20 protein-coding genes are annotated in these 26,037 nt (G+C 69.3%); 8 read left to right on the forward strand and 12 right to left on the reverse strand.

Going from position 1 to position 26,037, the window contains the following annotated elements; genetic code table 11:
• Window positions 1-1,011 (forward strand): hypothetical protein, encoded by a 1,011-nt coding sequence (locus POL67_RS23130; RefSeq protein ID WP_271920554.1) that lies wholly within the window; start codon window positions 1-3, stop codon window positions 1,009-1,011.
• A 9-nt stretch (window positions 1,012-1,020) separates the two neighbouring features.
• Window positions 1,021-2,625, forward strand: a complete 1,605-nt coding sequence (locus POL67_RS23135; protein WP_271920556.1) for a DUF1501 domain-containing protein — start codon at window positions 1,021-1,023, stop codon at window positions 2,623-2,625.
• Between the two features lie 370 nt (window positions 2,626-2,995).
• Here POL67_RS23135 and POL67_RS23140 read toward each other — a convergent pair whose 3' ends face one another.
• The 8 genes from POL67_RS23140 to POL67_RS23175 all read right to left on the reverse strand — a co-directional run bounded on the left by POL67_RS23140 (window position 2,996) and on the right by POL67_RS23175 (window position 12,983).
• The gene (locus tag POL67_RS23140) at window positions 2,996-3,439 is read right to left on the reverse strand and encodes a hypothetical protein (RefSeq protein WP_271920558.1); all 444 of its coding nucleotides are present in this window, start codon (window positions 3,437-3,439) and stop codon (window positions 2,996-2,998) included.
• Between the two features lie 46 nt (window positions 3,440-3,485).
• Entirely contained in the window at window positions 3,486-5,975 is a 2,490-nt protein-coding gene (locus POL67_RS23145; RefSeq protein ID WP_271920560.1) for an efflux RND transporter permease subunit, read from the reverse strand.
• Window positions 5,976-6,449: 474 nt separating this feature from the next.
• Window positions 6,450-7,112, reverse strand: coding sequence for a DUF4304 domain-containing protein (locus POL67_RS23150; RefSeq protein ID WP_271920562.1), 663 nt, complete (start codon window positions 7,110-7,112; stop codon window positions 6,450-6,452).
• Window positions 7,102-8,055 carry a hypothetical protein gene (locus POL67_RS23155; protein WP_271920564.1) on the reverse strand — a complete coding sequence of 318 codons (954 nt, stop codon included), beginning with the start codon at window positions 8,053-8,055 and terminating at the stop codon, window positions 7,102-7,104. The genes POL67_RS23150 and POL67_RS23155 overlap by 11 nt, the downstream gene beginning before the upstream one ends.
• 903 nt (window positions 8,056-8,958) lie before the next feature.
• Entirely contained in the window at window positions 8,959-10,065 is a 1,107-nt protein-coding gene (locus tag POL67_RS23160; RefSeq protein WP_271920566.1) for an NAD(P)/FAD-dependent oxidoreductase, read from the reverse strand.
• Window positions 10,062-11,147 carry a 3-oxoacyl-[acyl-carrier-protein] synthase III C-terminal domain-containing protein gene (locus POL67_RS23165; RefSeq protein ID WP_271920568.1) on the reverse strand — a complete coding sequence of 362 codons (1,086 nt, stop codon included), beginning with the start codon at window positions 11,145-11,147 and terminating at the stop codon, window positions 10,062-10,064. The genes POL67_RS23160 and POL67_RS23165 overlap by 4 nt, the downstream gene beginning before the upstream one ends.
• Before the next feature lie 61 nt (window positions 11,148-11,208).
• Window positions 11,209-12,060 carry a hypothetical protein gene (locus POL67_RS23170; RefSeq protein WP_271920570.1) on the reverse strand — a complete coding sequence of 284 codons (852 nt, stop codon included), beginning with the start codon at window positions 12,058-12,060 and terminating at the stop codon, window positions 11,209-11,211.
• Window positions 12,061-12,068: 8 nt separating this feature from the next.
• Window positions 12,069-12,983: a fatty acid desaturase gene (locus POL67_RS23175; protein WP_271920572.1), complete on the reverse strand. Its 915-nt coding sequence runs from the start codon at window positions 12,981-12,983 to the stop codon at window positions 12,069-12,071.
• Window positions 12,984-13,105: 122 nt separating this feature from the next.
• On the opposite strand from POL67_RS23175, the gene POL67_RS23180 reads away from it, so the two are divergent.
• Complete coding sequence (locus POL67_RS23180) at window positions 13,106-13,924, forward strand: fatty acid desaturase (RefSeq protein ID WP_271920574.1); 819 nt, start codon at window positions 13,106-13,108, stop codon at window positions 13,922-13,924.
• 887 nt (window positions 13,925-14,811) lie between these two features.
• Here POL67_RS23180 and POL67_RS23185 read toward each other — a convergent pair.
• From POL67_RS23185 to POL67_RS23195, 3 genes are read right to left on the reverse strand one after another with little or no spacing between them, the layout of a single operon-like run.
• Window positions 14,812-15,549 carry a hypothetical protein gene (locus POL67_RS23185; RefSeq protein WP_271920576.1) on the reverse strand — a complete coding sequence of 246 codons (738 nt, stop codon included), beginning with the start codon at window positions 15,547-15,549 and terminating at the stop codon, window positions 14,812-14,814.
• Window positions 15,550-15,582: 33 nt separating this feature from the next.
• A complete protein-coding gene (locus tag POL67_RS23190) occupies window positions 15,583-16,032 on the reverse strand; it encodes an EVE domain-containing protein (RefSeq protein WP_271920578.1) in 450 nt (149 codons plus the stop codon).
• 48 nt (window positions 16,033-16,080) lie between these two features.
• Window positions 16,081-16,620 (reverse strand): L,D-transpeptidase family protein, encoded by a 540-nt coding sequence (locus tag POL67_RS23195; protein ID WP_271920580.1) that lies wholly within the window; start codon window positions 16,618-16,620, stop codon window positions 16,081-16,083.
• Window positions 16,621-16,724: 104 nt separating this feature from the next.
• On the opposite strand from POL67_RS23195, the gene POL67_RS23200 reads away from it, so the two are divergent.
• The 4 genes from POL67_RS23200 (at window position 16,725) to POL67_RS23215 (ending at window position 23,842) form a co-directional block, all read left to right on the forward strand.
• Window positions 16,725-17,747 carry an RNA polymerase sigma factor gene (locus tag POL67_RS23200; RefSeq protein ID WP_271920582.1) on the forward strand — a complete coding sequence of 341 codons (1,023 nt, stop codon included), beginning with the start codon at window positions 16,725-16,727 and terminating at the stop codon, window positions 17,745-17,747.
• A 172-nt stretch (window positions 17,748-17,919) separates the two neighbouring features.
• The gene (locus POL67_RS23205; RefSeq protein WP_271920584.1) at window positions 17,920-18,375 is read left to right on the forward strand and encodes a hypothetical protein; all 456 of its coding nucleotides are present in this window, start codon (window positions 17,920-17,922) and stop codon (window positions 18,373-18,375) included.
• A gap of 683 nt (window positions 18,376-19,058) precedes the next feature.
• Window positions 19,059-21,557 carry a hypothetical protein gene (locus POL67_RS23210; protein ID WP_271920586.1) on the forward strand — a complete coding sequence of 833 codons (2,499 nt, stop codon included), beginning with the start codon at window positions 19,059-19,061 and terminating at the stop codon, window positions 21,555-21,557.
• A complete protein-coding gene (locus tag POL67_RS23215; RefSeq protein WP_271920588.1) occupies window positions 21,554-23,842 on the forward strand; it encodes an Rv1355c family protein in 2,289 nt (762 codons plus the stop codon). The genes POL67_RS23210 and POL67_RS23215 overlap by 4 nt, the downstream gene beginning before the upstream one ends.
• Here POL67_RS23215 and POL67_RS23220 read toward each other — a convergent pair.
• Window positions 23,839-25,569: a serine/threonine-protein kinase gene (locus POL67_RS23220; RefSeq protein ID WP_271920590.1), complete on the reverse strand. Its 1,731-nt coding sequence runs from the start codon at window positions 25,567-25,569 to the stop codon at window positions 23,839-23,841. The two genes, POL67_RS23215 and POL67_RS23220, sit on opposite strands and share 4 nt — an antisense overlap.
• On the opposite strand from POL67_RS23220, the gene POL67_RS23225 reads away from it, so the two are divergent.
• Window positions 25,541-26,011, forward strand: a complete 471-nt coding sequence (locus POL67_RS23225; protein ID WP_271920592.1) for a hypothetical protein — start codon at window positions 25,541-25,543, stop codon at window positions 26,009-26,011. The two genes, POL67_RS23220 and POL67_RS23225, sit on opposite strands and share 29 nt — an antisense overlap.
• Window positions 26,012-26,037 lie beyond the last annotated feature (26 nt).

Genomic DNA, 26,037 nt, shown 5'->3' on the forward strand with positions numbered 1-26,037 from the left:
ATGCGAAAACGAATCCTGTTCAAGATCGTCGCCCCCTTCGTCGTGGCCCTCGGGGCCGCGAGCTGCGAAGGGGACGAAAGCAATCCCTGCGGCGGGCCGACGCCCGAGGAGCGGGCGCGAAACCAGGCGGTGTTCGACGCGCTCGCCCCGTCCTGCCAGGGATGCCATGTCACGGGGGCGCGCGGGTATTTCGCTTCGATCGAGGCCTTCGAATCCCTCGTCGTCTACAACCCCGTGGAGGTCGTCCCCGGCAAACCCGACGAGAGCGAGCTCATTCGCCTCCTCGAAGGGAAGGGGACCCGCGCGTTCAAGCAAATGCCCATCGCGGGGCCGCCGTTCGCCGAGATCGCGGCGAGCGGATCCACGAAGATGACCATGGCCCAGATCCGCGCGTGGGTGACGAACCTCGAATCGCGCTCTGCCGATCCGTTGCCGTCCCTCGAGGCCCGCCGCATCACCCGGCTCTCCGCCGAGGACGTCGGGCGCGCGCTCTACCAGCAGCTCGGCCTGTCGGACGACGATTTTTACGTGGCCGCGTCGAGCTACGACATCCCGCACAAGACGAGCCAGAACGACGACACGTATCCCTTCACGTCGCCGGATTCGGTCCCGGGGCCTTATGAAAACCTGCCCGTCGAGCGGTTCGCCGCGCTCGGGGGCGGCTCGGCGCCGAACCAGCTCAAGGCCGATGGCTCCGTCTCCCCGAGCTTCCTCGGCGTGATCACGCAGGTCTCGCAGCGCTGGTGCGCGCTCGCGCTCGACAAGACGGGCAATACGGCGCTCCTCCCCGCCGGCGCCTCGGTCCAGACGGGCAGCGCCGACGCGGCGAGCGTGAAGGCCGTCGTCCGCGCCTGGTACCTGCATTTCCACGCCGTGGACGCGACCGACGCGGACGTCGATCGCGTGTTCTCCACGGTGTTCGTCCCCCTCGAAATGGAGAAGGACGCGCGGAGCGCCTACATCGGCACGTGCTCCTATTTCATTCGCCACCCCGACTGGATCTTCTACTGAGAGGCCCCGATGAAAACGAGCCGCAGAAATCTCCTCCTCGCCGCCCTCGGGGCCTCCCAGCTCGCGCTCCTCGGCCGTTTCGCCGTGCGGAGCGCGTCCGCCGCGCCGCCCCCGAGCGGGCCGACGAAGCTCCTTTGCATCTGGCTCGACGGCGGGTGCAACTGGGAGCATTTTTTCACGCCGCTCACGGGCGCCGGCATCGACAAGTTCATCCAGCCGCCCGACGGCGGCGTGCACCCGTTCGGTTATTCGAAGGAGCAGGTGCGGAACTTCGACGGGACGGCCGCGGACCTCGGATCCACGAACCCGACCCGCAAGCTCCGCGGGCCCGTGTCCTGGAACGACGCGAACCCCGCCGACACGACGGGCTCGAATCCGCTCTCCGGCGGCACGCAGAACTATCGCCCATGGGGCTATTCGTGGGTCGACCCGAAGTACAAGCTATATGAGCGCACCTGTGTGCTCGTCGGCGCCGATCAGGGCACGGCGTCGCACGGGAGCGGCATCATCGCGAGCATGTGCGGCGTCGCGGGCTCGTCGTTCCGCGCGCCCAGCGTGCAGGCCGTGATCGCGAACCACATGGCGGCATATTTCCCGGACCGGCCCGTCCCGAACGCGACGCTCGGCGGCGTCCTCCCAGCGGCGCTGGACCTCCCCGCGCTCGCCACGCCATATACACTCACGAGCCTCGCGCTCGTCGAGTCCACGATCTCGGACCGCCGAAACAGCGCATGGGACGGCCTCCGCACCCGGACGGACGTCGAGGGAATGGCCTTCGACGGCACGCCCATCGGCGAGACGCTGCCGCTCACGATCACGGATCGCGCGGTGCTCGAAGCAATCCGCGATCGAAACGGCATTTCGACGAAGGGGACGGACACGCTCTATCGGCAGCTCCACGACACGTACGCGGGCCTCAGCAAGACCGTGGCGCGCGACGTGCTCTCCGTGCTCGATCAAACGAAGGGGTTCGAGTTCCTGAAGGCCGACCCGCTTTATGGAGGCGGGCCATTCCAGACCGCATGCATCGGATCAGCCGACATCTGCGGGAATGTGCTCGCAGGAGGCTCGTTCGACTTCGCGTTGCGCCTGCTCAAGTCGAACCTCGTGACCAGCGTGACGCTGCGCGCGACGAGCATCGCGAACACCGGGTTCGACGTGCATTATTCGGGCGGCGCGCGCGCGCAGACGAGCCACCTCCGCATCGCGCTCGAGGCCATCGGCCAGGTGCTGAACGAGATGCAACTCACGCCCGCGTCCTCGGGGCAAGGCTCGCTGCTCGACGAGACGCTGGTCTACATCTACAGCGATTTCGGGCGCACATTCGCGCGGTCCCCGCAGGACGGGACAGACCATCACCCAGCCACATGCGGCATCCTGGTCGGCGGGAGCGTGAAGGGAAACCAGATGCTCGGAGGCTACGACGAAACAGCACAAGGCTCGCCACTCGGCGCGCCCGTCAACCTCATCGAGGAGTCAGGCACAAAGGCGACACGGCCGCCCACCTCGCAAGACATCGCCGCCACGGTGATCCGCGCCTTCGGCCTGCAGCCAGGCAAGGATTTCTTCATTCCCGGCGGCTACGGCGAATTCGAGGGCGCGCTGCTCGTTTGAGCATGCGGTCGCGCCGGGGTTTCACCCCGGACCCCGACCAGGGGTTGTCCACCCCTGGACCCGGACCAGGCACGGCCTGGACCGAAGGTGGAAGAACTGCGCGATGCGCAGTTCTTCCAACGGGCCGGTGGCAAGACCATGGAGGTGGGTTTCAAGCAGGCGACGGGCACGCTGCCCGTCGAGCCTGCAGCGCCGCAGTCTCTGTTGGCAGGGTCGCTCCTGGTCTTGCCAGCGGCTGTTCGATGAACTGCGCGGAGCGCAGTTCATCGACCCCGAGTCCAGCGCTTGCGCTGGTCCGGGTCCAGGGGCGGACAGCCCCGGTGGGGCCTGGGGCAAAGCCCCAGCTCCGCGCCTTCAAGACGAAACCGCGTCAGGGCGTCTTCCCTGGCGTCTTCGCCGGCCCCGCCTTCGCCGGCGCCTTCGTCGACAGCGCGGCGGAGGCGGAGGCGGATGGGCTCGGCTCTGCGGTTGCCGTTGACGCGCCGTCCTTGCCCTTGCAGCTCCACGCGCCTGCGAGGATGTACTCGCGTTTGCAGACCACGGGGTGATTGCCTTGGGGGGTCTGCATCGCGAACGTGTGCGCGATGGGTGAGCGCTCCCAGAACGTGAATTGTGCCTTGCACGAGGGCCCCTGGCCCTGGCATGCGGTCTCCGAGGCGAGCGCCTCGATCTCCACGCTCACGCCGAACACGTTGTAAAGTGCCGCGCCTGTTGCTGCGAGCAGCGCCACGGTGAACAGGAGGCTCGCTGCGGAGCGCAGCCCTGAGCCGCTGCGCTCCGTCGTTCCCCCACCTCGATCCTCGGGCTTTGTCACGGGCGGGACGATAAGACGAGCCGGCCCTGAAGGGAAGCGTTCGTCGTCATGCGCGCTTCCGATCCATCCACACGAGTGCCGCGGGCAGGACGATCACGGCGGCGAAGAGGCAGGTGACCTCGCCGATGACCGCGGCGACGCCCATGCTGCGCACGGCGAAGTTATTCGAGCGCACGAGCGCCATGTACCCGAGCGCCGTGGTCATGCTGCAGAGCACGACCGCGCCGCCCGTCTCGCGCACCGCGGCGATCGCGCCGCCCGTGCCCTCGCGGGTGTACCGCTGCACGATGTTCACGGCGTAATCGACGCCGATGCCGAACGTGAGCGGCAATGCGATGAAGTTCAAGAAGTTCAGCTTTACCTTCATCACGACGAGCGCGAGCGCCATCCAGCCGATGCCGATGAGCAGGGCCGCGAGCACGTAGACCGAGGGGAGGCCGCGGCGGAAGGCGACGAGCACCGCGAGGACCGTGCCGAGGAGCGACAGGAGCACCGCCGGCGGGATGTCGTCGATGACGGCGGTCCACATGTCGGCATAAATGACCGCGCGGCCCGAGCCGAGGATCACGCTGCCGTCCGGCAACTCCGTGCGACGATACGCGTTTGCCCAGCGGAAGAGGTAATGGGCATTGTCGACGGTTTCGCCTTCGGTCGGGCTGATGTAGACGATGCGGCCGCGCGTGCCGTCGGTCTCGGTGAATGCACGCGCGAGGCCCGCGGGCAGGTCCTGCATGCCGAACGGTTTCAGGTCGTCCGGGGGCAAGACCTCTTCGATCGTCTTCCAGTCCGCGTCCGGGATGACGCCACGGCGCCGCGCCTTCAGGACCTTTTGCTTGATCTCTTCGAGGATCGGGATCTTCTCGGCCTGCGCCGCGGGGACGAAGTCCTGGAGCGCGTGCACCTTCTCGAAGGGTTTTTCCCCCGGCGGCGCGGCGTCGCGTTTTGCATAAAGCGCCTCGCGCAAGGGCTCGACCTGCTCGGGGCGATCGACGAGGATGGCCATGCCGTCCGTGCCGACGTACCCGGTGATCTGCTCGGCGAGCGTGCTCAGCCGGATCTCCTCGGCCCGCGCGCTCGCGTCGGTGCGCAGGTTCCGGAGGTCGTACTCCATCGGGTTGCTCTTCACGTAGAAGACGGCCGCGACGGCGCCGGCGACGGCCACGGCGACGCCGAGGACCGTGAGCAGGCGCGGGGCGCGCTGCGCGAAGGCCGCGAACGGACGGCCGAACGCGATGCCGCCCTGCGTGGCGCGCTGGATGCGGCCCCAGAGGCCCTTGGCTTCGCGATCGAGCGGGAGGAGCCGCTCCATCAACGTGAGGATGCACGGCTGGGCGAGGTAGGTCGCGATCCAGCAGAGGAGCATGCCGATGCCGCCGATGACGCCGAAATCACGGAAGCCGCGGAACTCGGTGACGACGAGCGAGCCGTACGCTGCGCCGGCCGCGGCGGCCGCGGTGAGCGTGGGGCGCCAGGTCTCGCGCCGCGCGACGTCGAGCGCCTCGGCGAGCGGGAGCTTGTCCCTGCGCGCCTCGAGGTACCGCGCCATGTAGATGATGCTGAAATTGATGCCGTTGCCCGCGACGATCGTGAAGAGAAAGCCCGTGGCCATGTTCAAATGGCCAATCAAGAGCTCGGTGACGCCGAAGGTCCACGCGACGCCGATGCCGATGGTGATCAGCATGGCGAAGAGCGTGCGAATGCGGAGGTAATAGAGGAACACGACGCCCGCGAGTAGCGCGGCCCCGAAGAGCCCGACCTCGGTGAGGTCCGCGTTGATCGCGGCAAACTCGGAGATGCCCGTCTGGAGGTCGCCGCCGAAGCCGTAATGGATTTCGGGGTGGAACGAGGCGGGGTTCACCCGATCGACGGCCTCGCGGATGCGGCGCAAGGCCTCGCTGCCCCGCGTGAAATCGCTGCCGATGACCTTGGAGCGGACGGCGACGACGAGCGTCTTGCCGTCCTTCGATTGGTAGTAGCCGTCGGGGAAACGATCGGGCGTGGCTTCGCCGCCGAGCTGGAAGCGCTTTTTGATGCTCTCGGCGTCGAGGGCCGGGGGCTCTTCGCTCTCGTCGAGCAAGGTGCCCGTCGCCTTGTTGACCTCGTAGGCATACCGCGCCTCGATGTCGTCGCGCAGGCCTTCGAGGTCCTTCGTCTCGGCGTAGAGGCCCGCGCGGGGCGAGAGAAAGGCGCGCGCCTCGTGGACGCCGTCCTCGACGCTGCCGACCCAGGGCGGGCCCACGGCCACGAGGGCAGGCACGAGCGCGTCGCCAGCCTGCCGGAGCGCAGCCGTGGGCGTGTTCGGGCCGCCTTCAAGGACGATGAAGAGCGTGGAGACGCCAGCCGTGCGCGCGGCGACCCGATGAAGCTCCTGCACGCTCGGGCGGGAGGAAGGCAAGAGGGATTCGAAGCCAGTCTGGATGGTCAGGCGCAGGGCGAGGACCACCGAGACGATCGTGAGCGCCACCGCGACGAGGAGCGGGACGAGCGGGCGTTCGAACTGCAAGCGCCCGAGCCGGTCGAAGAGGCGCTCGGGCAAGCGGCGGGAGGACGGTGCGGCGCTCAGGGCAAACCTCGGAGGAGCTAAGGGAATCGTGGGAGCGCGGATATAGTGCAAACGAGGCGGATCCTCACCCCCAAAACGCCTGCGGATGGGTCGCTTCGTGAGCCGTTGCGCCGGGGCGCTGCCCCGGTCCCCGCGGGGGGCTGTCCGCCCCCTCGACCCCGGACCAGGCACGGCCTGGACCGAGGGTTGAAAACCTGCGCTCTGCGCAGTTTTTCAAACGGGCCGACGAAGAAGCCGGGGTGCCAGCCGAACCGGCAGCGCGGCTGTTTTGGTTGGTAGGGTCGCGGCTGGTCTTGACCGGGCTTGTTCGATGAGTTGCGCGGAGCGCAGAGCATCGAGCTTGGGTCCAGCCGCTGGCTGGTCCGGGGTCGAGGGGGCGGACTCCACTCCCGAGCGGAGCCAGCCCACGAGCGCGCGCCCGAGGGCCGGGCCTTCGCAGCAACCGCGTCAGTCGTCGTCACACGAGAAGCGCGCGAAGAACGCCTCGTCGGTCTTGGCGCCATAACGCTTCTTGGTCTTCGACCTCTCCCGCTCGATACATTCGCGACACTTGTCCTTGCACCCAAGCCGCTTCCAGAGGATCGCAGCAAAGAAGAGCTCGAACGTATCTTCACGGGGATCGATGAATCGATCTTCCTTCTTGCGGGGCTGCGAGCAGAACTCCGCGACCGCGCGTTCGTCTCGAAACCGGTCGAAGAAGGGCAGGGCCGCGACCTCCACGAGCCTCAATAGCTCCTGCCCTACCTCGTCGTCCTTCTCGGGCCCATCGGAGGACGTGAGTTCCCACCACCTGTCGCCCGTTGGTGTCAGCATTCCGGGCCTCACGTTCAGGATTCCGTCCGCGGCCTGAGGTGCCTTGGATTCGACGCTGCCGGGGCCCCAGTAGAGAACTCTGACCCCCGGCACGTGGATCCCACAATTCGTTGTGAAGCTGGACTTTCCGGCCGTGTTGATTTTGCCAGTCTCGTGGTTGAAGAGGTGCTGGACGCTCCCCAAGTCCCGCACGTACACGATCCCTCGTTTCTTGAAGCCCGCCGCCTGGAGCGTGGGCGTGACCCAGGTCTTGAAGATGTAGTTCCTTCGGTCCCGGAGGGCTCGCTCAGGGGTCATAATAGATTACACGTCCCTTCTTTTTGAGAACTTTCTCGTACTTCTGTATCTGGCGTTTGCCCGCTTCTCCACCCGTCGGCGTGTTCGGCTTGAGCTCAATCGGATGCCCTTTGGGCGTGACCGCGTCGGGTTTCACGTACGTGCCACCCTCCACCTTGATATGCGGTTCGGCTTTCCACCCCTTTGCCTGCTTCTCCTCGACCTTCTTCTTGAACTCCTCATGCACCTGCCGCCCCCGCGCCGCCGCCGGGTTCTCGCCTCCCCGCTTCGGTTTGGCCTGCGGTGGTGGGTCCGCCGCGCTCCCGTTGCCCGCCTGCCCCGCCGCCCCGCCGTTCGGCTTCCCGACCGGCTTGGTCCTCGTCTTGACCGTCGACTTCGCCGCCGGCTGCGGCCCGCTCGCTCCCCCAGCGCTCCCACTCCCCGTTGACAGGGACTGCCCATGGTGCTTCCCGGCGGGCTTCTTCCCGCCCTTCGGTTGGAAGTTCTGGTGTTTCGCATGGCAAACGCCCGCGAGGCACTCGTAGGCTCGATCGAGCCGCGCGGTCTCCTCCGGGGTTTGGCTCCATTCCTCATACCGCCATACCTCACCCGGCTGCACCTCGCTCGGGTCCTTCGGTACGGGCGCGGGCGCCTCGACCGGATGCGGTCGATTCTCCGCGACGGCCGGCTCCGCGCCGGGCCGCTTGACCAGAACCCTCGTGCACGTACGTGAACCCGCGCCGCCGCGTTGCCGCGTCTGGCCTGGCTCCCGATAGGCCGCGCACCGTTCCCGCTCCGGCGGTCTCGCGATGGGTCGCGGCAGCGGTTTCGGCTGCGATTTCGACGGCTCAGCGCGGCGGGCCTCGTCCTTCTTTTCTCCGTCCTCCTTCTCCTTCGCCGCGCGCTTCTCCGGCGGAGGCGGAGGCGGCTTGTCGCAGGGGAGATGCTGGAACGCAATCCCCAAGAGCTTCCGGCTCTCCGACGGCGCGTGGGATCATGAATATAAACGGCCTTGGCCTCGCGGCCCTGCAAAAGCTCGTCGAGCGACAGGAACGTCGTTCGAGGCGTTCCGTCCCCCACGTCGTACCAATAACGCGCATTCGGATCGACGTGGGGATGGCGCCGGCAGATGCGGAACAAGCGCGTTCCGTTCGGCATCGTCTGCGCCCACGCCTGCGAATGCGCGCCTGCCGCGGCGCACCCGAGGAGCCATGCCGAAACGCCCAAAGCGACGAGCACGAGGAGCCAAAACCGAACAAATCGGTTCGACGACCAGGCCATGGAAGTGCCTTCCGTTCGCGCAAGGCCTCACAGGCCCCCCCGTGGCGCCGCGCGGGCCCGCGTTCTTCCTGGCAATCCGTTCTTCAACAAACCTCGACGCGGGGACAAGAGATTGCACGCCACCGCCCCCGCGCGGCAAAGCCCTCCCCCGCGGATGCGTCCTTCCACCCCGCGAAGGCACGCCCTCTCCCCGCGAAGGCACGCTCGCTCCCCCCGAAGGCAGGCCATCAACGTGTGACGGCACACGTCGACCCCATGGAGGCACGCACCGACCGCAGGAATGCAGCGCGCCAACGTGTAAATGCACACACTCGCTCCGCCGCGGCAGCCGTTGCCGTCACGAAGGCACAGGGCCGACCCGTGAATGCATACGCGGCTTCGTGCAGGCCCCCGTCAAGACCGGCCGCGACCCTGCCAACCAAACCAGCCGCGTGGCGGGTCCTGCTGGCCCCCCGGCTTCTTCGTCGGCCTGTTTGAAAAGCTGCGCGGAGCGCAGTTTTTCAACCCTGGGTCCAGCCCCTGGCTGGTCCGGGTCCAGGGGTGGACAACCCCTGGTCGGGCCCGGGGTGAAACCCCGGCGCAACGCTCACCCGCGCGTCGCGCGATACAGCATATCGACGAGGCGCGGCGTGCGACCCACGAGCGGGGCGAGGAACTCGAAGACGCTTGGGCGCAGGAGGAGACCGTGCAGCGTGCTGGCGACCAGAAAGCGGGCTGCGAAGGCGCGGGAGAAGGCGCGGGTGTAGGCGCGGATGGGGTCGGGGGAGAAGGTGGCGAGGGCGGCGAGACGGCCGCTGTGGAGGGCGATGGCCATGCCGTCGCCGGTGAAGGAGGGGACGAGACGCGCGGCGTCGCCTGCGAAGAGCAAGGGGACGCCTGTTGTGGGGCAGGCTCGGGCGATGGCTTGGGCGCCGAAGCCGAAGCGCGCGAGGCCTCTTGGTTTTTGCGTGGGCGGCCCGAGGGCGGCGAGGCGCTGCGCGAGGGCGGGGTGGCGGGTGCCGTAGGCTTCGAGGGTTTGCCATCCGGGGCGTGCGTCGCCGTCGAGGAGGGCGCAGATGCCGATGCGACCGTCTTCCACGGGGTTTACGCCGATGTAGCCGCCTGGCACGAGGTAGAGCTCGACGTCGGCTTCGAGTGGCGTGGGCGCGCAGTAGGCCTTGAGGGCGACGAAGGTTGGGCGGTCGGCGTGGGCGCGTGGCAGCGCGAGGGGGGCGTCGAGGGGGGAGCGTTTGCCCATGGCGAGGACGAGGCCCCGCACGGCGTGGGCGCCGGCCTGGCTCTGGATTTCGAGCGCGCGTGGTGGCTTTGGGACCATGGCGCGGACGGGGGTGCGTTCGAGGACGGTTGCGCCTGCGTCTCGCGCGCGACGGGCGAGGAAGGCTTCCAGGGCCGCGCGTGTGAGGCCGAGTGCTGGACGGCCGGGGAGCGTGAGATCGAGGCGCGCGCCGCTCGCGCCGAAGAGGGCCACGCTGCGGAGCGGCGCGGGCTTCAGTGCGGAGGCGAGATCGCCGCAGCCGAGGGCGTCGAGATCCTCTTCGGCTTCGGGCGAGAGGAACTCGCCGCAGACTTTGTCGCGGCCGATCGTGCCGCTCTCCCACACGACGACCTCGCGGCCTCGCTGGGCCGCTGCGATGGCCGCGGCGAGGCCCGCGATCCCGCCGCCGACGATGCCGAGCGGAGGCTTCTCGTTCATTGGCCGGAGGTGGTCTCCAGGAGGCCGATTTCCGCGCAGAATCCTGGGCCGAAGGCCGTGACGAGCCCGAGCGCGCCTGGCCCGAGGGGCCCCTCTTCGTGCAGGAGCTGATCGAGCGCGACGAGCACGGTGACCGAGGACATGTTGCCGTGCTGCTCGAGCGTGTCCCAGCTCGTGCGCGTCACGCTCTTCGGAAACCGCGCGTGATCCTCGAGCGCTTCGAGGACGCGCCGTCCGCCGGGGTGCACTGCGCCGAACGAGAGGCGGCTCGCGTCGGGGACGTCGAACCGGCGGAGCACCCGCGCGAACAGATCCGGCAAACCCCGCTCGGCGAAGGCGACGACGTCGCGCGAGAGCTTGATCTTGAGCCCCTCGTCGCGGACCTCGAAGCCCATGAAGTGCTCGGTGCAGGCGAAGAGCTCGCGGAAGGTGTCGCGGACCCGGAGCGCCGGCACCTTCATGTCCCGCCGCTCGGCTCGCTCGCCCGCGAGGATCACGGCGGCGGCGCCGTCGGCGAAGATCGCCGCGGAGACCAGGTTTTCCTCGCTTCGATCCTCGGGCAAAAATGTGAGCGAGCAGAGCTCGACGCAGACCACGAGGGCGCGGGCCTCGGGGTGGCCGACGAGCCATTCGTGCGCGATCGCGAGGGCCGCGGCGCCGCCCGCGCAGCCGTGCTGCGTGAGGTTGATGCGACGGACGTTCGGCGAGAGCGAGAGCGCTGCGACGAGCGTCGCGTCCATGGCCGGAATCTGGAATCCCGTGCAGGAAGCCGTGATGACGAGGTCGATGCTGTCGCGTTCGTCTTCGGTCGTCCCCTCGGCGATGCGCCGCGCGAGCGCGCCGCAGGCGTCACGGACGGTCGTGCAGTAGAGCTCGTTCTTCGCAGCGAACGAGCGACCCACGGAGACGAGCTCCTCCGGGGTGATGACCATGTTGCGTCGCTCGACCGCGCTCCTCCGGAAGAGCTGACGGGCGAGCCCGAGGGCGCGTCCATCGAGCCACCGGGGGAGCGCCTCGGAGAGCTCAGCCTGGCTGTACGAGCGCCCCGGAAAGAACGTCCACGTCTGTTCGATGATCGCCATTCAGGCGGGGAGCAGCGGCAACTTTCGTGCGCGGGAGGCGCGTGGGCAGGGGGCGCACGGATCAGGCGCGGCGTCCGGGGCGGCGCCATTCGCCGCGCAGGGCCGCGGTGCTCGGGCGCGCGAGGGCATCGCGGAGGCCGGTGCCGGCGGGCTGCACGAGCAAGAAAAACGCGAGGCCGAGCGCGCCGCCGATCTTGCTCGTCGTCGACACGATGGGCTCGTGCAGGGCGAGCGCCGTCACGCCCGCGGCGAGCGCGAGGACCACGATCAGGAAGAGCCAGCCGAGGCGGGTTTTTTGACGACAAAACGATCGCGGGTCGATGGTCGAGAGGATCATCGTGCCGTCCTCGGCGGGCGCGAGGCGCGGCGTCGCGCCGTCGTTCCGGAGGGCGCCGAACGCGTAGAGGGTGCTGCCTTCGGGGATGTTCGCCGTGACCTTGCGGGAGAAGCCGCGGGCCTTCTTGGCGTCGGGCAGCGCGGCGTCGAAGGCCTCGGGCGAGGGGCAGGCGGCGGCGGCGCGGAGGGCGTCCGGGCCGTGCCAGACCTCGACGCGGGGGCCCGTGCGCGGCGGGATCTCGATCGTGCGTCCCTCGGCCTCGATCGCCCCGCCGAACGACGCGCTCGCGGCGGGCCGATCCTCGAACAGCACGAGAGGGTCGTCCCCGCGCGCGAGCCTGCCGACCTGCGGGATCTCGTGCGCCGCGAGGGATGGGCCTTCACCGTCGCCGCGCGTCACGCGGCCGATCAGGAGGCCCGTGCCTTCGTTTTTCGCGCCGAGGGGGACGAGGCGCCGCGCGAGCGCGGAGAGGGCCGCGATTTCCTTGAACGCCGCGGCGACGACGAGCAGGGTGTTCACCCACAGGACCCCGAGGACGAAGAGGCCCATGAGCTCGTAGGGCAGGGGCTTTCCCATCCTCTTCCTTACGCGCTCGCGGCTTCGGCTTCGGCGCGGCGGATCTCCCGCGGCGCGAGGTCGATCTGTGGGCCTTCCGTCTCCGCCTTGGCGACGTCACGCATCGGGGGACGGGAGGGCCGGAAGAGGTAGGTCCGGAGCAGGTAGAGGACCATGCTCGGCTCGTCGAGGCTCGGATCCACGCGGGGGACGACCTCGCGCTGGTGCGCCTCGGCGAGCGCGGACCAGTGCAAGCCGGCGCGATTGTGGTGGATGGTGTGGTAGCCGTTGTTGCACATCACCCAGTTGAAGGCGCGACCGACGAAGTTCCGCGCGTGGTTCCATTCACTCGTGGTGTCGCAGCGGTCGTGCTGGATGAGGTTGATGCGCAGGATGCAGCGGGCCCCATAGAGCTGCGGGACGACGACGAAGAAAAGCGTGGTCCAGACGTCGTAGACGAGCAGGGCGCCGGTCAGGCCAAACGCAACCACCTGCTCGACGAGGTACTGCCGCACGAAGTCCTCGCGGCCCTTGTAGCGGGCCCAGCGCGAGACGCCCGCGAACGTATTCGGGCCGGCGACATTGGGGAAGTGGAGCAGGTTGAGCAGGTTCCACTTGAAGGAGACGTGCGTGGGCGCGGCCCAGTCGGGCTTGCCGTCATCCTCGAAGTGGTGGTGGACGAGGTTGTGCGAGGGGATGTTCGCAGAGGCCGGGTAGAGCGCGCCGAAGCTGAGCACGACGCGGAAGATCATGTTGAGCCGGCGGCTCTGGAAGATGCCCTGGTGCAGGTGGTTGTGGATGACCACCGTGTTGAGGAAGCTCAAATAACAGGCCGCAGCGAGGAACAAGACGTTCCGGCAAGCGGGCACGAAGACCATCGAGGCAAGGACGCCGAGGTAGGCCGCCACGATGCCAATCTGCCGCCATTCGGTCGGGTGCTTCACCAGCCAGGGGCCTCGGGTTGGAAGCGAAGAGGACACGGCTCCGCGTTCTACCATCCGTCCCGGGCACTCGACAATCATGGACGGGGGGGCAGATTTGCGTTAACCGATACGTTCAAGACGCCGTGACGAGCTTCGCCTCTACCTTAACCTCCTTACCCTTCACGCAGCTCCGTCGAAACCGCTACTTTTACCTGTGGTACGACGGCTTTTACCTGGTGCTCTGCGGAGCCCTGGTCGCCCTCATGGTGACGACGGGTTTCCAGGGGCTCGCCCCGACCTGGGACCATCGCCTGTGGCTCGTGCTGCCGCTGGCCTGCCACCTGCAAATCCTGTGCAGCGTGTTCATCCACAACGCGACGCACAACAACTTCCCGCGGCCCATCAATCGGCTCGTGGGAGAGCTCTGCGGGATGGTGGTGCTGACGAGGTTCGCATCCTGGGAGGTGATCCACCAGCGGCACCACCGCTACTCGGACGACGTGGCGAAGGACCCGCACCCCGTGCAGTCGAGCTACCTCAAGTTCCTGGTGAATACGATCGTGAACGTGGAGCACCAGCTCCAGCAGATTTATTTCGATCTCTACGGCGACACGCCCGAAAACCGGCGATACGAGCGGCTGCGGGCCTACGTGAGTTATGGGACGAACCTGCTCCTGATCACGACGTGGTACCTGTTCCTCGGGAAGGTAGGCTTCTTCTTCCTGTTCATCCCAGCGTCGATCGTAGGCTTCTTCCACCTCGTGCACTTCAACTGGTCGACGCACAACGCATTCTCGCCGAGCAGCGACTTCAAGCCAGTGAACCTCGACCACGGCTATTACAAAGTCGGCAACAGGTTATGGTTCGGCATTTACATGCACGCGAACCACCACAAGCGCGCCGGAATGTTCAATCCAGCAAAGCTCCAGCCAAGCCTGCCAGTGACGCCGCCGCCTGGCTGAGGAGCTGGAGGCGTCGCGCCGGGGCGCTGCCCCGGACCCCGCGGGGGCTGTCCGCCCCTCGACCCGGACCAGGCACGGCCTGGACCGGTGATGGAAGAACTGCGCTCCGCGCAGTTCTTCCAACGGGCCGGTGGCAAGACCACGTAGGTGCGTCTCAACCTGGCGACGGGTGCGTTGCCCGTTGAACCAGCAGCGCTGCCGTGTTGGCTGGCAGCTTCGTCGCCGGTCTTGCCAGCGGCCGTTCGATGAACTGCGCACCGCGCAGTTCATCGTCCTGGGTCCAGCGCCTCGCTGGTCCGGGTCCCGGGGCGGACAGCCCCGGGTGGGGCCTGGGGCAACGCCCCAGCGCGGCGCGCCCGGGTCCCCGCCGAATGCCCTGCATCCACGCAAGATCGCGATCCCTCCCCGCGGAGGGCCTCCTGCCGCGCCACAACCCGGTCCCCGTCAACGCGTCCGCCGACCTTGGGCGTCGTGAACGGCCGCTCCTCGGGCGTGTCCTCCGCCCTGCGGTGCTGCAGGAGGCGATCTGCGCTCACCTGCACCCGAAAGGCGGCGCCGCGGCTCGAAAAACCCGCCCTGGCGTTGCCGACCTGCGGCGCGGCAAACCTCCCTCCGCGAGGCCGTCTCCTCTTCGACGGCGCTGCAGGTCCCCGAGCGCGCGCTGCGCCCTCCACCTTGCAGCGCCGGAGGGCGCACGTTGCCCGTTGAACCCGCAGCACCGCGCTCTTGGCTGGCAGGCCCGTCGCCAGTCTTGCCAGCGGCTGTTCGATGAACTGCGCGGAGCGCAGTTCATCGACCCCGAGTCCAGCGCTTGCGCTGGTCCGGGTCCAGGGGCGGACAGCCCCGGTGGGGCCTGGGGCAACGCCCCAGCGCAACGCCTTCCAGAGCTACTTCGTCACCGCAGGCTTCGGGGCTGCAGGTGCAGGCTGGGGCGCCTCGACCTTCGGTGCCTCGACCTTCGGCGCCTCGGCCGGTTTGTCCGTCGGCTTTGCGGCGCTTGCGTCTGTGCCGGCGTCGCTTGTGTCGGTGGGGGCGGCGTCGACGGCGGCGTCCTCGGTGCCTGCGTCGGCGGGTTCGGCGGGCGGGGTGGCTTCGGGGGCGGGCTTCGGGGGTTCTTCGGCGGGGCGTTCGTCGGCCCAGCAGGCTGGGGTGGGCGGGGGCTGGAAGGTGAGGGCGTGGGAGGCGCGATCTCCCTTTTTCGTGAGGAGTGGGTCGGTCTTGTAGACCTTGGCTTCGCCGCACTCGTAGGTTGTCAGCTCGCGCTCGGGGGTCTTGCCTGCGCGGAGGGGCACGGAGGCGCGCTCGTTGGCGCACTGGGACCACTCGACTTTGTACTCGGCGTCCTTGTCCGGCAGGATGAGCCGCACGCCGGGATCTCCCTCGACGCGTTTGCCGAGGAGAAGAACCCGCGCGACTTGATCGTTGTCGTCGAGCACGGTGACCCGGACTGGCTGGCGTAGACCGCCGCGCATCTTGTTGGTTGCGCCGCCGAGCGTGAAATCGGCGCAGACGGGCTCACCTGTGACGGTCGACGTGACCTGCGTGTTGGAGCAGGCGGCGAGGGAGGCTGCGAGGAGCGTGGCGAGGGCGAACGCGGTGCGCGAGCGCGGGCTGGGGCGGATCACGGCGCGCAGCGTCGCCCCGGGGGGGGCCTTTCGTCAAGTCCGGCGCGTTTTTCGGACAGGGAGCTTCGTTTTTCCGAGGGCGAGCACGTGTTCGAAGTGCTCGGCCGAGACGGGGACGACGCTGAGACGCGAGCGCTTGAGCAGGGCGATGTCGGTCAGGAACGGATCGCTCTTGATGACTTCGAGCTCGACGGGGGCTTTGAGGGAGATGACGGGCTCGACGTCGATGGCGCTCCAGTCTTCGCCCTCGGCGGTGGGATCTGGGTAGGCCTCGCGGGCGACGCGGGCGATCCCGACGACGGCCTTGCCTTCGTTCGAGTGATAGAAGAGCAGGAGATCACCCTTCTTCATGGCGCGCAGGTTGTTTCGGGCCTCGTAGTTGCGCACGCCATCCCAGACGGCTCGCTTGTCGGCGAGGAGCCGGGCGAACGAGTATTTGTAAGGCTCGCTCTTGACGAGCCAGTAATGCATCTCCGTCGTCATCGGTTCGTCGGGACCATACCGCCCGACGAACCGATCCCTCAACAGGAATCAGTCTGTGATGACGAGCGTGGTGTCGTCGGGGACGAGGCGGGAGAGCTCGTCGATTTCGGCGTCGTCGAGCGCGATGCAGCCGTGGGTCCAGTCGGATTGCTTGTGCACGCCGTTCCAGTCGCGCTGGCCGACGCCGTGGATGCCGATGCCAAAGCCGACGGTGCGGCCGGGCGGCACCTCGCCGCGGCGCTTGAGATCGGCGAACCGCGCGCGGTCCTCGTCGTTCGGGTAGGTCACGTTCAGGAACTGATGGAACAGGCCCTTGAAACGGCCCTTCACGTGGTAGGTGCCGACGGGCGTGACCTTGTCGCCCTCGAAGCGCTTGGGGCCTGCGCCGCCGCTGCCGAGCGCGACCTTGTAGGTCTTGATCACGCGGCCGCCCTGGGCGACGAGCTCCAGGCGGTGCTCGCTCTTGTCGACGCGGATGAGCGCGGCTGCCTCGGCCGTGGGCTTGCCAGGTTTTCCGGCCGGCGCGCCGGGGAGCGGGGACGGGAGGAAGACCGTGGGGAGCAGGAGGAGCGCGAAGAGGGCGTTCATGCCCCGCTGTCGAGGATCCCCGGGCGATCGTGACGGGTGCGGCGCGTGAAAAAAAACATTTTTTCGCCCGTCACACTCCGGGTACGTTCTCCGATGAGGGGGCGATGAGCGCTCCGATGCCCATGGTCGAACCGAGGCTTTCCGAGCCGCTGGCGGATCCGGAGTTGCGGCGATTCTTGCTCGATTTCGTGCGCCGTCGGGTCTCGCCCGCGGATGCCGACGATATCGTCCAGACGGTCCTCTGCGAGGCGCTCACCGCGAAGAACCGCCCGGACGACGGCGCCGAGCTGCGCAAGTACCTGCTCGGGATCGCGCGGCACAAGGTCGCGGACGCGCACCGGCGCACGGCGCGCGAGGAGGTGCGGGATCCGCCCGAGCTCGTGGCGGGCCCGCCGCCGGTCGAGGAAGAGGCGCTCCTTCGCTGGGCCGAGCGTCAGGCCCCGACGACCGAGGAAGCGAAAAAGACGCTCACGTGGATGGCGCGGGAAGGCGAGGGCGAGAAGCTCGAGAGCATCGCCGAGGAGGAGCAGGTCCCGGCGGCGCGCGTGCGGCAACGCGTATCGCGGATGCGGCGCTGGATGAAAGAGCGGTGGCTCGCGGAGCTCGCGGCCGTGGCGGCGCTCGCGGTCCTTGCGGTGGTGTTGTGGCGCGTGGCGCAGGATGCCGAGGATCCGGAGGCGATCTTGCCGCTGCCGGATAGGGTGCCGGCGCCGTCGGATACGCCGCTCGACAGGGCGCGGGCGCTCCGGGCGGACGCGCTCTGGTGGTGCGAGCGCGGGTCGTACCGTATTTGCGTGGAAGAGCTCGACGCGGCGAGGCAGCTCGATCCGACGGGGGACGAGGCGCCGGAGGTGCAAGCGGCGCGCGAGCAGGCGCGGCGGGCGCTCACGGTGCCGCCGCCGGTGCCCACGTCGACCAAGCGGGACATCAAGGATGTGAAGGGCGAGATCGAGGAGAAGGCGCCGGAGCCGAAGAAAGTCGCCCCGCCACCGAAGCCGGCGCCGACGAGCGTGAAGCCGAAGGTGGATCCGGAGCTTCGGGATCGGGGCACCGAGAACGAGAAGAAGGCCAAGCCCTCATCGACGAAGCAGCGGAAGAAGGGGGACGTCGACTTCCTGAAGAAGTGAGCCAGGGCCCGTGTTCACGTGCGTCACGTTTTTGGTGGGGTCTTGTCCGGCGAAACCCGCGGGGCTTGGCCCTTGCTTGCCAAGCTTTCGGCCCTCCTGTACGCTACCGGAGACGAGGAGCGATCGGTAGCGTTGCGGCGGCGGTGCGGCTGGAGCGATCTGGATGAAGAACATGGCCTTCCAGAAAGTGGGCGACTACTTCGTCCTCGTCCACAACGCCATGGCGCCCACCGAGGAGGAGTGGGACGAATGGCTGCTGCACTACACGTATGAGTCCATTCTCATCGTAACGGACGGGGGAGCGCCGACGGCCTCGCAACGCAAGCGCATGAAAATGCGCGTCGATGAGCTGCGCGCCTCACCGAGCTACGTGCCGAACAAGAAAGAGCCGAAGGTGGCGACCGTCACCGCGTCGTCGTTCGTCCGCGGCGTGCTCACGGCGCTCCGGTGGTTTTACCACGATGCTTATGCGGCTTTCCCGCCGGATCACATCAATCAAGCGCTCATGTATCTCGACGTTCCGCCGCGTTATCACATTGCGATGAGGACTGCGGTCCAGACGCTCCGCGTGCAGCTCAAGAAGGCCAAGACTGCGGGGCCGTCGAAGACGATGCCGGACGAGGGCTGACGCCGCGGAGATTCCATCGACCAGGGGACGAACCCTGGGGCCGGTTGGTGGTGACAATTACACGGTAGCGCGTGACGACGGTCTTGACGCTGTCGGGGCCGTTCGATAAAAACGGGTGTTGGTCCGTGGCTCGAACGCGTGGGAACGCGCTCCGGCCACGACGAATGTCGGACCCGCGGTTGGGGCCCGAGGCTTTTCGTCGCCCGAACGTGAGACTGCTGGAGGCATCGCACCTTGCTTGACGCGAAGAGTCGGCGCTTCCGTGCTTCGACGGCTCCCCGAGGGGGTGAAGGGTGAGCAGCGAACGGGCGCCGGCCGCAGGTGGTGAGCCACGACCCGTCGCGACGCCGGAGTCGCCGACACCGCCAAGCGTCAATCCGTTGTCGGACGGACCGTCGTCGGTGCGTTTTCCGCGGCTGACCGCGGACGGGCGTGCGGCGCTCAATATGCTGGACGAGGACCGCCGGAGCGAGCCGCCGCCGTCGGTTCGGTTTTCGCGGGCAATGCCGGAGGCGCGGCACTCGTCATGGGGCCCGCCGCGGGACGAAGACCATTTGAGCGAGCCGCCGCCGTCGGTGCGATTTCCGCGGTCAATGCCGGAGGCGCGGCACGCGTCGTGGGGGCCGTCGCGGGACGAAGACCATTTGAGCGAGCCGCCGCCGTCGGTGCGATTTCCGCGATCAATGCCGGAGGCGCGGCATTCGTCGTGGGGGCCGCCGCGGGACGACGAGCATTTGAGCGAGCCACCGCCGTCGCTCCGGTTTCCGCGGCCGCTCTCGGGGCCGCCACTCGCCATGCGCGGCGAGGAGGAGGGGCTCGCGGAGCCGCCGCCGTCGCTCCGGTTCCCACGGTCGATCGCGCCGTCGGCGTCGGAGCGGGCGCCGGGGCGCGACGACGAGGTGCTCTCCGAGGGCTCGGCGTCGGTGCGGTTCCCGCGCCTGACGGCCGAAGGGCGCTCGGCGCTCGGGATGCGCGAGGACGAGCCGCTCGGGGAGATGCCGGCGTCGGTGCGGTTCCCGTCGCGGCGCCTGTCGGACATGCGGCCGCCGCGGCCCTCGGAGGCGCCGCGCTCGGCCGATTACATGGAGAGCCCGCCGTCGGTGAGCCCGCCGTCGGTCCGCTTCCGGCGGGTGAGCGGCGAGGCGGGGCCGGGCTACCGGCTGCGCGAGGGGGCGTGCGCGGTCGCGCTGCTCACCGAGGGGCGCTGGATCCTGCCGGCGTCCGTGGTGCGGCTCTCGCCCTCGGCGGTGTGGTTTTCCCCGGGCGACGGGCTGATCCCGCGGCTCGGCGGGCGCGTGACGGCGTACATGCTCTCGGGCAAGGGCGCGGTCGGCCCGGTCGAGGGCGTGGTGGTCTCCATCGAGCCTTCGGGGCCGCAGGGGAACGTGCTCGTCAGCGTGCAGTTCGAGCGCGTCACGCAGGATCTCGGCCGGAAGATCCTCGGCCTTCTGCAGGAGCTTTACGTCGTCGGGCACGCGGAGCTCGCGCGGAGTTTGTCGCGCGTCCGCGAGCAGATCGACGATCCGGGCCGGGTGCGGGCGATCCTGCGCGCGCTGATTCACGCGGGCAGCGAGGGGCTCGTCGTGGGGGCGGACGTGCCGGTCAAGGCGGAGAAGATCGAGTCGCGCGAGGAAGCACGGCTCGTGTGGCGATCGGCGCGCGGCTGGGGCGCGCCGCCGTACATCGTGGATCTCGGCGGGTACAACTCGATTCATCGGATTCACCTCGACAAGGCCGAGTTCGAGGCCGACGGGCGCGTGACGACGCCGATGCCGACGCGGATCGAGCGGGTGCGGCATCGGTGGTTCCGGCGGTGCAAGGTGCTGCGCCCGGTCACGGCGTCGTTCAAGCACCCGATATGGCCCGAGGTGGTCGTGTCCGGGCGGCCGGTGCTCGACATCTCGTTTGCGGGCTTGTGCTTCGAGGTCGACGCCGACCAGGATCTCGTGTTCCCGGGCCTGGAGATGCCGGACATCGAGGTGTGCGTGGGGGACGAGGCGCCGCTGCACATGCACGGCGAGGTGCGGTACGTGCTCCCGGCGCGCAATGGCACGAAGTCGCGGTGCGGGCTCAAGGTGGCGCCGCGGACGTCGAAGGACGAGGGGCCCTGGATGCGGCTCGTGAGCCAGGAGCTCCACGAAAAGACGCTCGGCGGGTCGGAGACGCCGGAGTCGATGTGGAGCCTGCTCCAGCAATCGGGATATTTCAATCTGTCCGGTAAAACCCCGGATCAATTCGAGCCGCTGAAGAAGACGTTCCTCGAGTTCGGTGAGCGGGCGGCGGCGGCCCCGCGGATCATCTGCCAGGCCGTGTGGCCCTCGGAGCGTGGGATCGAGGCCTCGCTCTCGGTGGCCAAGATTTACAGCGGGAGCTGGCTCGTCCACCAGCTCGCCAAGCGCCCCGGCAAGGCGCCCGGCGTCGCGCACGTGCGGCAGATCCTGCGCGACATTTATCTGCGGGCGTTCGAGTATCCGCAGCTCGATCCGGCCTTCACCTGGGCGCTCGCGTTCATCGACGGCGAGGTGCCCTGGTCGATGGCGCACCTCGATTTCGCGCGGCCCTACGTGGACCAGGGGCTCGCGGCGATCCAGCCGTTCCGGCTGCTCGAAGCACAATCGGCCGGGACGAGCGAGGCGATTTCGGGCGAGCGATTCGACGTCGGGCCCGCGGCGCCCTTCGAGACGGCGTGGCTGCTCGACGAGCTCGGCAAGACGCACACGGCCGCGCTGCTCGACGCGCTCGATCTCGTGCCGGACCGGGTGGAGCTCGGGGAGACGGCGCGGCTCTGGAAAGAAGCGGGGATGGGGCGCGAGCGCGCGTTCTTCACGGCGCGGCGGGCGGGCGTGCCCGTGGCGGCGGCGATCGTGGAGACGGGCGAGACGGGGACGAATCTGTTCCGGCTGCTCGATTGCGTGCGCCTGTATGAGCTCGGGCGCGGCGGCAGGGCCGCGTTCGTCCCGCTGATCGACGAGGCGCGGCAGTTTTATCGCAATCGGGGCAAGTCGAGCTTCGTGTACATGCACGAGCACCCGGACGGGGAGCATATCGAGCGCTGCAAGATGCTGGATCTCGGCCCGGGCAATTGCTGGGCGATATCGGCGCAGATCCTTCCGGAGTTCTTGGAGCACGTCTACGAGCTCACGGCCATCGGTCGTTACAAGCCGAAGCAGGGGAAGGAATGAAGCTCGCCGAGCGGCTCGCGGCGCTGGCCGCGGGCGTGGACCAGGGGACGTACCAGCCGGCGCTGTTTTCGCTCGCCGATGCGTGGGATCGCCGGAAGGTCGAGGAGCTCGTCGCCGCGGGCCAGGTCCGCGAGGTGCACGACCGGTACGTCGATCAGCTCACCGAGCTTTGCGTGACGCGTTCGCCCAAGCAGAGGCTGCGCGGCGCGGCGCTCGACGAGGCGGTGCGGGCGGCGCTCGGAGACGGTCCACCGGAGGAGCGCGGGACCTGGGTCCATTACCCGTGGAGCGGGCGGCTCGTGCACGTGCTCGGCGAGGCCGACTACCGCGATCTGCGTTTTTCGCGCAATCGATACAAGATCACGCCCGACGAGCAGGCAGAGCTTCGGAACAAGCGGATCGGCGTCGTGGGGCTCTCCGTGGGGCAGGCGAGCGCGGTGACGCTCGCGCTCGAAGGCGTGGGGGGGCTGCTCCGGCTCGCGGACTTCGACGAGCTCGCGCTCTCCAACATGAACCGCCTGCGCGCCGGGGTGCACGAGATCGGCGTGCACAAGTGCGTGATCGCGGCGCGCGCCATCGCGGAGATCGACCCGTTCCTGCGGGTCGAGGTGAGCCGAACGGGCGTCACCGAGGAGAACGTCGAGGCGTTCCTGACCGAGGGCGGCAAGCTCGATCTCCTGATCGAGGAGTGCGACGACCTTTATACGAAGGTGTTTCTGCGCGAGCGGGCGCGGGCGCACGGGATCCCGGTGCTGATGGAGACGAACGATCGGGGGATGCTCGACGTCGAGCGTTTCGATCGGGAGCCGGATCGGCCCGTGTTGCATTCGCTCCTGCGGGGGCTCTCGGCGGCGGAGCTCAAGGGGCTGACGCAGGCGCAGAAGGTGGCCATCGTGCTCCGGATCCTCGGCCCGGACGCGCTCAAGGGTCGGCTCGGGGCATCGCTGCTCGAGGTCGAGGAGACGACGACGTCGTGGCCGCAGCTCGCCTCGGGGACGATGCTCGGCGGCGCGGTGTCGACCGACGCGGCGCGGCGTGTGCTCCTCGGCGAGTTGACGCGATCGGGGCGGTACTTCGTGGACCTCGACGCCATCGTGAAGGACGGGCGCGAGGCGGAGGTGCAGGTCGACGCGGCGCTGGAGGAGGCGTTCGCACGGAAGCCGCTGCCGCCGCCGGAGGCGCCGCCGCTCGCGCGGCCAGCCGACAAGCGCACGGTGACGCGGGAGGACGTGCGCAGGCTCGTAGGGTTCGGCGTGCTCGCGCCGTCGGGCGGAAACGCGCAGCCGTGGAGGTTCGTCGCGAAGGGCGGGCGGGTGCGGTGCAAGGTGTCGCCGGACGGTGGGCGGACGCTGAACGATTATCAGCACGCGGCGAGCTTCGTGGCGCTCGGCGCGGCCGTGGAGAACATGGTCCTCGCCGCGCCCGCGATGGGCCTGTCGGCCGAGGTCGCCCTGGCTCCGGAGGCGAGGGATCCGCTCGCGGCGTGTGACGTGGTGTTCCGCGTGGACGACGCGTCGTACGCGGTGGATCCGCTCTGCGCGGTGCTCGGCGCGCGCTGCACGAACCGCAAGCTCGGCACGGGGGCGCCGCTCTCGGATCGGGCGGCGGCGGGGCTCGTGGAGGCGGCGGAGGCGCGCGGGGGCAAGCTCCTGCTCGTGACCGATCGGGCGGCGATCGCCGAGGTGGGGGAGATCCTCGGGCAGGCCGATCGGATGATGTTCCTGTCGCGCAAGCACAACGAGGAGATGGGCGCGGAGCTGCGCTGGACCGAGGAGGAGATCCTGCGGACGCGCGACGGGCTCGACGTGCTCACGCTCGACGTGGCGGCCTCCGATCTCGCGGCGGTGCGGCTCGCGACCACATGGAAGGCCGTGGAGTTCGCGGCGAAGATGGGCGGCGGCGGCGCGCTCGTGAAGTCGGCGCGGCGCTCGCTCGGGTCGTCGTCCGCGGTCGGGCTCGTGGTGTTTCCGGGCACGGCGTCGCGCTCGTATTTCGAGGGCGGGCGGGCGCTCGAGCGCGTGTGGCTGGAGGCGACGGCGCGAGGGATCGCGATCCAGCCGTGGTCGGCGATGTTGTACCTCTTCGCGCGGCTCGAACGGGGCGGCGGCAAGGGGCTCGAGCCGAAGGTGCGCGAGCGGCTCGGCGAGCTCCGGCAGCAGTTCTTGCGGGTGTTCGACGTGCCCGCGGGGCACGCGGAGATCCTCCTGTTCCGGCTCTCGAAGGCGGAGCCGCCGACGGCGCGGTCGCTCCGGAAGCCGGTCGAGGACGTGCTCTCCTTCGCTTAGTCCGCGATCGGCCAGCGGAGGCGCAGGATTTCGGGGGCGATGCGGCGGAGCTCGGCGCGCAGGGACGTGGCCGTCATGCGTTGCTCCGGGTTGTGGCGCAGGCACTGGAACAGGAACATGCCCACCGAGGCGAGCCGGCCCTGCGAGAGGCGGCGGATCTTCGGGGGCAGGCCGTCGTGCGTCAGGTGCGCCGAGATCAGCGCGACGTCGCTCGGCCCGTCGAAGAGCGTGTCGCCGGTGAGCGCCTCGTAGGCGAGGCAGCCGAAGCTGTAGATGTCGGCCGTGAGCGGCGTCGCGGTCGCGCCCTCGGGCACGACGTCCCATACCTCGGGCGCGCCGTAGTTCGCGGTGGCGCAGCCAGGCCGGATGTGCCGGCCGGCGAGGCCGAAGTCGACGAGCACCGGACCCTTGCCGCCGCGGAGGATGATGTTCGAGGGCTTGACGTCGAGGTGGCCGATGCGGACCGAGTGCATCGCTTCGAGGCCCGCGAGCACGCCGTCGAGCAGGGCGAGCGCCGTCTGGATCGTGAGGCTCCGGCTGTCGATGAGCTGGTCGGCGCGCACGCCCTCGATGAGCTCCATCACGAGGATTGGCTTCGGCCGCGCGCCGGCGTCGAACGTGACGAAGCGCGTCAGGTTCGGATGATCGGGCAGCGAGAGCAGCGCGCCGGCCTCGTCGCGGAAGAGCTTCAAGAACTCGGCCTCGGAGACGCTGCGCGCGGCCGTGGCGTCGTAGTCGGGTACTTTGAGGGCAAAACGCTCGGCGTTCGGGTCGTGCCGCTCCTCGGCGCGCGTGACGACGAAGACCGTGCCGACCGCGCCGCCGCCGAGCCTGCGGTGGACGAAGTAGCCGCCGATGGTGCGGCGCGGCGGGAGCCACGCGGGCAGGGGGAGATCGGTCGTGGGCAGGTCGTCGGGCTCGCTCGCGGCGCCGCCGGCGCGCTGGCCGGGCAGGATGCAGAGGCGCGGCAGGACGAGCGAGGCGAGGACGGCGAGCGGGGCCGGGACGGAGGCGCGGGCGGCCTCGACGAGTTTTTCGATGGCGCCCTGGAGCTCGGGCGTGGCGCCGCCTTCGCGGGCCATGCCGGCCGCGAGCGCGAGGGCGTGGGCGCCGAGGAGCGTGGAGTGCGGGGCCTCGTCGCTCTCGCCGTCGCCGAAGCGGCGTCGCGCGGAGGCCGTGAGGCGCGCGAGCGCGACGAGCGCGTCTTCGAGGGAGACGAGGGGAGACCCTTCCTTCGTGGCGGACTCGGCGAGCGGCGCGAGGGCGCGCGCGGCGCGGACGGCGTCGAGTCCACGGGCGAGGCGGGCGAGGGCGGTGCGCAAGGCCTCGGTGCGCTGCGAGGCGCCCTGCGGGAGCTCGGTGACGAGGGCTTCGAGCGCGGCGAGGGCAGCGTCCATGCGCTCCTCGGCGCCGCGCTCGGTCGCGGCAGCGTTGATCGCGTCGGTGAAGCGGGAGTGGCAGGCGAGGAGCTGGCGGACGTCGGGGTGGACGCTCGCCTCGGCGAGGATCGCGAGTGTCTCGGGATCGCCGCTCCGCATGCACGCGAAGAGCAGGACGTCGGCCGCGTCGGCGGCGTGGGTGCGCACGAGCGCGTCGAAGGCGCGGGCGACGGTGGCGACGACGGCGCGGCGGAGGGGAGAGCCAGGCTCGGCGGTGAGGCGCTTCGAGAGCACGTCGCACGTGTCGAGCAGGCGGCGCTTGCCGCGGCCGCGGGGTGGCGTCGCCATCGCCGTCGCCGTCGGTGCTCTCGCCGTCGACGACGTGGAGCAGGGCGCGGAGGTTCCGCTGGTGAAACGTGGCGTGCGGGGGCGTGCCCTCGGGCGGGGATTGCGCCTCGACGCGGAGCAGCCAGCGCGTGATGCGATCGTCGAGCGTGTCGAGGCCTTGCGCGGCGCCGTCGGTGCCGGAGCCACGTCGTTCGAGCAAGAGCAGGCTGCGCAGCGCGCCGGACTCGTACAGGTTCGAATCGAGCTCGCGGACGAGGCGAGCCGCGGCGCGACGGGACAGGTTCGTCTGCGGCAGGCCGGGCGGCAGGGCGCTCGGTTTGACGGGGAGGCCGCCGCGCGCCGAGGGCGTGGGGCTTCCGCCTGCGTCGAGGGCGTCGAGGGCGTCGAGCGTGCTCGCGGCGAGGTCGAGGGCAGCGAGGGCGCGGGCGTGGGCCTCGCGTGAGCCTCCTTCGACGAACGTGTCGACGG

The organism is Polyangium mundeleinium, assembly GCF_028369105.1.
Classification (GTDB): Bacteria; Myxococcota_A; Polyangia; order Polyangiales; family Polyangiaceae; genus Polyangium; species Polyangium mundeleinium.